Raw genomic sequence first — 6,937 nt, forward strand, 5'->3', positions numbered from 1 at the left:
TGACATGCTTTGTCAACATTGTCAACAGCAAGAAGCGGTTATGCGTTTATCCATTACCGAAAATGAACAAACTCGTGAGGTATACCTTTGTGAATCATGTGCTAAGAAAAACCAAGAAGTAAGTTTTGTTTTCCATCCAGCGATTGTACCTGAGTTTTTGCAGGCCCTTTTTGGGTTTAATCCAAAGTCAATTGAACAGCCTTCGGAGAGGACCTGTCCCAAATGTGGTCTTAGCTTTACCCAAATAACTCAAGCAGGGAAGCTGGGATGCAGTAAGTGTTATGAAACCTTTGAAGATCAGCTCGAACCGTTACTTCGTCGTGTGCATGGTGGCGGCCAGAACGTCGGGAAAATCCCAGCGAGACGTGGGGTTGCTATCAAAAATCGTATGGAAATCAGAAACCTGAAAGAGACGCTTCAAACCTTAATCCAACAAGAAGCGTTTGAGGAGGCAGCCTTAGTCAGGGATCAGATTCGTCAGATTGAACAAGCGAAAGGAGGGGAAACCAATGATTCGTAAGGAGTTACTCTTACAGAGCAGTGCCTGGATGAGCGAGCCAAATTCTCCGGTTGTGATTAGCAGCCGGGTGAGATTAGCGCGCAACCTCGAAGAGTTTCCCTTCCCCCATGTTATTAGTTCAGAAGGTGCTGCACAGGTTGAAAAAACCTTCTCGGAGGTACTTGCCGCCGGGAATATTGAGCCATTGGTGTATATATCTTTAACAGAGTTAAGCAGCATAGAACATCAAGTGCTTATCGAAAAACATCTAATCAGTCCAAGTTTAGGAGGATCAACTGGAGCGCGCGGAGTGGCGTTGGCTCCTGACCATCGATATGCGGTTATGGTTAATGAAGAGGATCACCTTAGGATCCAAGTTCTTTTGCCGGGTAATCAATTACAAGAGACACATCGCTTAGCAACGGCCTTAGATGATCTTCTGGAGGAAAAATTGGATTTTGCCTACCGCGAAAGCCATGGCTATCTCACCGCTTGTCCAACGAATGTGGGCACGGGACTGAGGGCATCGGTCATGGTTCATCTGCCGGGCTTAGTGATAACGAAGCAGGTTCAACAGGTTCTTGGAGCAGTGACACGCTTAGGGCTCGCTGTGCGAGGACTTTATGGAGAAGGCTCTCAAGCTTTTGGACACATGTTCCAAGTGTCTAATCAGATAACCCTTGGAAAAAGTGAAGAGGATATCCTATCTCATTTGGACGCGGTGACTCGACAAATTGTAGAGCATGAACTCCAGGCACGAGAATCACTCCGCAAGCAAATGCCTATGTTCCTAGAGGATAAGGTATGGAGGGCTCGAGGAACCTTACAAAACGCTCGGCTGCTTTCGTCTGAAGATGCCATGCATCTCTTGTCGCATGACCGACTTGGAACGGATATGGGTTTATTACCGAAAATCAAAGATTGCTTTGCTACGTTAATGATTGATACTCGGCCAGGATGCTTGCAATATATCCTAGACCGAGAACTTGACCCCAGCCAGCGGGACGAGGAACGGGCCCGACTGATACGAGAACGCACGGCTTTGTAGCGAAGCGTAGCGCAATGTACGATGTACGAATGAAAGCTTCGCTTTCAATCAAAGTTCGAGCCTCGAGTCTCGAACCTCGTACTTCGATCTTAGCCTCGTGTCTGCAAAAAGGGCTTACTCTTTTTAAATCGGAAAGCTCTGCTTTCCATCAAGTTTCGAACCTCGAGCCTCGAATCTCGAACATCGATTATGGAAGGATGAAGGAATTATGAAAGGACGTTACACAGAACGTGCTCAGAAAGTTATAGCGATAGCCCATAGTGAAGCTAAACGAATGGGACATCAGGTAGTAGGAACCGAACACATTTTGCTGGGACTGATTCAAGAAGGAGAAGGGATTGCTGCCCAAGCATTAACAGGATTGGGCTTAGATCTTGCAAAAATTCAAAGTCAGGTTGAACAAATCGCAGGAGTGGGTCAACCTTTTAGCGGAGAGGTGGGACTCACACCGCGAGTAAAAAAGGTTCTGGAGTTAGCCAATGAAGAGACACACCGTCAAGAGGTTAATTATATCGGCACAGAACATCTGCTTTTGGGGCTGATTATGGAAGGGGAGGGAATCGCTGCTCGAATCTTAGCAAATCTCAACGTGGGTCCGGAAAGAGTTTGGAAACAAGTGGTGAAACTTTTAGGCGGAGAATTGGAAGAAGCGACATTGCCTGCAGCTAATTCAGTTTCGTCTTCTAATAAAAGTGGCGGGTCTGTCAATACGCCAGCGCTCAACGAGTATGGTCGTGACTTAACCCTGCAAGCGCGCGAAGGTCGTTTAGATCCGGTAATCGGCCGAGAAGAGGAGATCGCACGGGTTATTCAGGTCCTAAGCCGCCGAACTAAGAATAATCCTGCCCTAATAGGGGAGCCTGGCGTCGGAAAAACAGCCATAGCTGAAGGATTGGCACAGGGAATTATCAGTAATAGAGTACCGGAAATACTGTTAAATAAACGGGTTATCACTTTAGATCTTTCGGCCATGGTGGCTGGAAGTAAATACCGTGGCGAGTTTGAAGAGCGTTTAAAGAAAGTTATGGAGGAAATCCGAGCAGATGGAAACATCATTCTCTTTATTGATGAATTGCATACTTTGATCGGGGCAGGAGCTGCAGAAGGCGCAATCGATGCTGCAAATATTCTAAAACCTGCCCTAGCGAGGGGTGAGCTTCAATGTATTGGGGCGACAACCTTAGATGAATACCGTAAATACATTGAGAAGGATTCAGCATTAGAACGACGTTTTCAACCCATCAAGATTGGTGAGCCAACTGCCGAGGAAGCAATAAAGATTCTCAGCGGTTTAAGGGATCGTTACGAAGCTCATCACCGAGTTAAGATCACGGATGAGGCGATTGAAGCGGCGGCTCGACTATCTGATCGTTATATTTCAGATCGCTTCTTACCAGACAAGGCTATTGATTTGATGGATGAAGCAGCTTCACGTGTTAGACTGGCTAGTTTTACAGCACCACCTGATTTGAAACTGCTTGAGGAAGAAACTGAACGATTAAAGAAAGAAAAGGAAGCGGCTGTTTCCAGTCAGGAATTTGAGAAAGCTGCTGAATTTCGTGATCAGGAACAAAAACTCCGTGCCGAGCTTGCTGAGCTACGAGGAGCGTGGCAAGATAAGCGGTATAAAGAAAACGCCATGGTTACAGGGGATGACATCGCTCAAATCGTAGCGAGCTGGACGGGAATACCCGTCAAAAAACTTGCTGAAGAAGAAAGTGAACGCCTTTTGCATTTGGAGGATGTTCTTCATCAACGACTGATTGGGCAGGAGGATGCAGTCACGGCAGTGGCGCGGGCAGTACGTCGAGCACGGGCAGGGTTGAAGGATCCGAAGCGTCCTATAGGTTCCTTCATATTCCTAGGACCAACAGGGGTCGGGAAAACCGAGCTTGGTCGGGCTTTGGCTGAAGGGATGTTCGGGGATGAAAAGGCTCTGATTCGCATTGATATGTCCGAATATATGGAGAAACATGCAGTGTCTCGACTTGTAGGAGCACCTCCGGGATATGTTGGACATGATGAAGGGGGTCAGCTCACAGAAGCGGTAAGGCGAAAACCCTATAGTGTCATTTTGTTGGATGAAATCGAAAAGGCGCATCCTGAGGCCTTCAATATTTTACTCCAAGTTCTAGAAGATGGGCGCTTAACGGACACTAAAGGAAGGACAGTAGATTTCCGAAATACGGTCATAATCATGACTTCCAATGTAGGCTCTTCCTTCCTCAAGAAGGAAGCCATGGGCTTTGCAGCCAAAAAAGACGAAAAAACGGATTATAAAAATATGCGTGGCTATGTAATGGAAGAGCTAAAACGATCCTTCCGTCCAGAGTTCCTAAATCGGATTGACGAGCTAGTGGTCTTCCATTCCCTCCAAGAAGAACATTTATTAAAGATCTCCGAACTATTGATTAATCAGGTCAATAAGCGTTTGAGTGAAAATGGCTTGGAGCTTCAGGTTGAGAAGAGTGCTATTGAATTGATTGCCAAAGAGGGAAATGATCCGATCTTTGGAGCGCGACCCCTCCGTCGGGCCATTCAGCGCTTAATCGAAGATGCTCTTTCGGAAAAAATACTCGAACGGGAATTTAAAAGCGGAGATCGGATTCGTGTAGAAGCAGAAGATGGAAAAATGAAATTTTCTAAGCTTTAAACAGTTTGTAGGGGCAATTGATGATCGTTCGATTCATGAATTGCCCCTTCGGGGATGGGGCGTTGTATGGATGAAGACTAAGGTAGTATATAGATGTTCTAATTGCGGATCCGAAAGTCCAAAATGGTTAGGAAAGTGTCAAAACTGCGAGGAATGGAATACATTCGAAGAATCAGAGAGTCAACCTCAAGCGACGTCATCACCGAGTAAAAGAAGGACCTCTCCGAAGAGGCTATCTGAGGTCTTAGCTGGAAATAGCGATAGAATTGTAACAGGTATTAGTGAATTTAACCGAGTACTGGGTGGAGGCATTGTCAAGGATTCTATCATTATCTTGACAGCAAGGCCTGGTGCAGGAAAGTCAACCTTGCTTTTACAAGTAGCCGATGATGTTGCCAATAAGGGCTACAAGGTTCTATATGCTTCAGCCGAAGAGAGTGATAGTCAAATTAAAAGTAGGTCAGATCGAATTCTGAATGGAAGCAAGAGTAACATCTGGATTTATTCTGATACAAGCATGAACCATGTTCTGGCCTCAATTGAGGAACTTGACCCAGATTTGATTATTATCGACAGTATTCAGACGTTCACCCTTGAAGAACATAATTCCCGGCCTGGTTCGCCGATTCAAACAATGGAGTGTGCCAACGAACTCTTAAAAATAGCGAAAAATAACAGCCGCCCCAGAGCTGTGATCATGGTGGGGCAAATGACGAAAGACGATGAAATCGCGGGACTTCGAGCGCTAGAGCATCTGGTCGACGCGGTGTTAATTCTCAATGGAGAAAATGGCGAAGAATTGAGGGGAGCTTGGTGTTCGAAGAATCGCTTCGGAAGTACAGGAGAAATCGGGTTCTTCTCGATGACTGAACAAGGCATGTTATCCATTGATAACCCGTCTGAGTTCTTTATGACCCAAAGGGGAGCCGGACAAACGGTTTCAGGAAGCGCCTTGACCGTGATCAAAGAGGGGACACGCCCCATTATTGTAGAAGTCGAAAGCCTGGTATCGAAGTCGTTCACTCCCTATCCGTCGAGAATCGCGGAGTGTTTAAGAAGAGATCAATTAAACACCCTGATTTCTATTTTGGAGCAAAGAGGCAAGATCAACCTCTACGATAAAAATGTGGTTATCAAAACAACAGGTGGTCTTCAACTCAAAGAACAATCAGTAAGCTTAGCCATTATCATGTGTATAGTATCATCGGTGAAAGACAAACCGATTCCCAATGATACTGTTTTTGTGGCGGATGTCGGCCTCACTGGAGAACTAAAAAAGGTCCCTTCGATCGAAGCCCGCATCCGGGAAATAGACCGAATGGGATTCAAACGTGTCTACATAGCCAAGAACACTCTAAGAGATTCTTCGAGATATAAAAATCTTGAAATCATAGAGCTTAACACTTTGTATGAGGTCATTCTGGACTTAAAGATGAAGACGGCAGCAAAGACTGATCTTGAATTTCCCATTAGTGAAGATATTTAAGAGCACCCTATGGGGTATGCCGGTTAGGCTTTTCTTTGCTCTTGTCGGCTTTTGTTCGGATAGTAACCAAAAAGAACGATTAATATTCCGATCATAATTCTTACAATTTGCTCAGCCCAACATTATATTTCAAAATAATCACCTCAGCAGCTATTTTATCCATTATCGCTGAGTGAACTCGTTCAGCTAAAGCTGAACATCGAGACTTCGGTGGGACTCTACCCCCACCGAAGCAAAATAAGGACACCTACTTATAGAAGTGGGTGTCTTCTTTGAATTTGATAAACTCGAAGGATTTAATCCTACATTATTCTCCGCTGAGGGCTTAAAACTTACTAATTCGCACTTGTTCAACCTCATACCAGAAACTTTGCCTAGCAACGTAAAGATTTTGAGTGAGATTGGGAATAAAATTCATGAACCTGTGGAGATCTTCCATATATCTACAAAATACAAGGGATTTATAGATTATAATTCCTTGCTAATTGGACAAAGTTATAATATAACTAAATAAAGAATATGAATTATTTGCGAATTCTTAGAGGTGATGATGAGTAGATAGTTGTTGTGTTTTAAAATTTTATAGGCATTTTTCCAAGTATATCATAATGCATTCTCAAGTGTCTCTTATATCATTAAACGGATTAACCTTATTCCATTAAGCATTTGTAGTTTAGCTTACTGGAAGGTGAGGAAGGTGATTTAATGAAGGAGGATTTACTGGAGCTATCAGATTTACTAAATGCCGTTGAAAAGAAACGCGATCAACTAAATAGACTTGCCTTATGTAATGAGCTGACTTCTGAAGAAGTAGTCACATCTAGCCGTGAGTTGGACATACTATTGAATGAAGTATATAGTTTGAGCAAACACAAAGGAACTAAATAATGAAAAAAGATATGCCTCACAATGTAGCCCGGAATTATTCCGGACTTTTTTTGTTTTCAGTGAACTCGTTCAGCTAAAGCTGAACATCGAGACTTCGGTGACGAAAGCTTCCTGTGACGATAGTCTCCAGTGGAGAGTATCGCCGAAGCCGCAATCCCTAAAGAAATACCTATCGGCGTAGGATAGAGTATCGCTGAAGCGCATGGCCCTTAACGAATACGATCGCGCTGAGGATAGGTTTCGCCGAGCCGCCTAATCCCAAAAGGAATACTTCGCGGCGAAGGAGACATTAGTCTCCGGTACGATAGTCTCCGGCGGAGAGTATCGCCGAAGCCGCGATCCCAAAAGGAATACCTGTCGGCG

General features: G+C 44.6%; 5 protein-coding genes. All 5 read left to right on the plus strand.

Annotation, left to right across the window (positions count from 1 at the left end):
* Positions 1-4 precede the first annotated feature (4 nt).
* The 5 genes from JL57_RS24460 to JL57_RS24480 all read left to right on the plus strand — a co-directional run bounded on the left by JL57_RS24460 (position 5) and on the right by JL57_RS24480 (position 6,574).
* Positions 5-520, plus strand: a complete 516-nt coding sequence (locus JL57_RS24460; RefSeq protein WP_034144548.1) for a UvrB/UvrC motif-containing protein — start codon at positions 5-7, stop codon at positions 518-520.
* The gene (locus JL57_RS24465) at positions 510-1,547 is read left to right on the plus strand and encodes a protein arginine kinase (protein ID WP_034144549.1); all 1,038 of its coding nucleotides are present in this window, start codon (positions 510-512) and stop codon (positions 1,545-1,547) included. The genes JL57_RS24460 and JL57_RS24465 overlap by 11 nt, the downstream gene beginning before the upstream one ends.
* A gap of 208 nt (positions 1,548-1,755) precedes the next feature.
* Complete coding sequence (locus tag JL57_RS24470; RefSeq protein ID WP_034144550.1) at positions 1,756-4,200, plus strand: ATP-dependent Clp protease ATP-binding subunit; 2,445 nt, start codon at positions 1,756-1,758, stop codon at positions 4,198-4,200.
* 70 nt (positions 4,201-4,270) lie between these two features.
* Positions 4,271-5,686 carry a DNA repair protein RadA gene (gene radA / locus JL57_RS24475; RefSeq protein WP_034144551.1) on the plus strand — a complete coding sequence of 472 codons (1,416 nt, stop codon included), beginning with the start codon at positions 4,271-4,273 and terminating at the stop codon, positions 5,684-5,686.
* Positions 5,687-6,391: 705 nt separating this feature from the next.
* Positions 6,392-6,574: an aspartyl-phosphate phosphatase Spo0E family protein gene (locus tag JL57_RS24480; RefSeq protein ID WP_034144552.1), complete on the plus strand. Its 183-nt coding sequence runs from the start codon at positions 6,392-6,394 to the stop codon at positions 6,572-6,574.
* The last annotated feature ends 363 nt before the right edge of the window (positions 6,575-6,937 follow it).

This window comes from Desulfosporosinus sp. BICA1-9 (assembly GCF_000802135.1).

Excerpts from the sequence above, each read along its gene's own strand:
- JL57_RS24460 (WP_034144548.1), top strand. The coding sequence starts at position 5 with ATGCTTTGTCAACATTGTCAACAGCAAGAAGCGGTTATGCGTTTATCC.
- JL57_RS24465 (WP_034144549.1), top strand. The coding sequence starts at position 510 with ATGATTCGTAAGGAGTTACTCTTACAGAGCAGTGCCTGGATGAGCGAG.
- JL57_RS24470 (WP_034144550.1), top strand. The coding sequence starts at position 1,756 with ATGAAAGGACGTTACACAGAACGTGCTCAGAAAGTTATAGCGATAGCC.
- radA (WP_034144551.1), top strand. The coding sequence starts at position 4,271 with ATGAAGACTAAGGTAGTATATAGATGTTCTAATTGCGGATCCGAAAGT.
- JL57_RS24480 (WP_034144552.1), top strand. The coding sequence starts at position 6,392 with ATGAAGGAGGATTTACTGGAGCTATCAGATTTACTAAATGCCGTTGAA.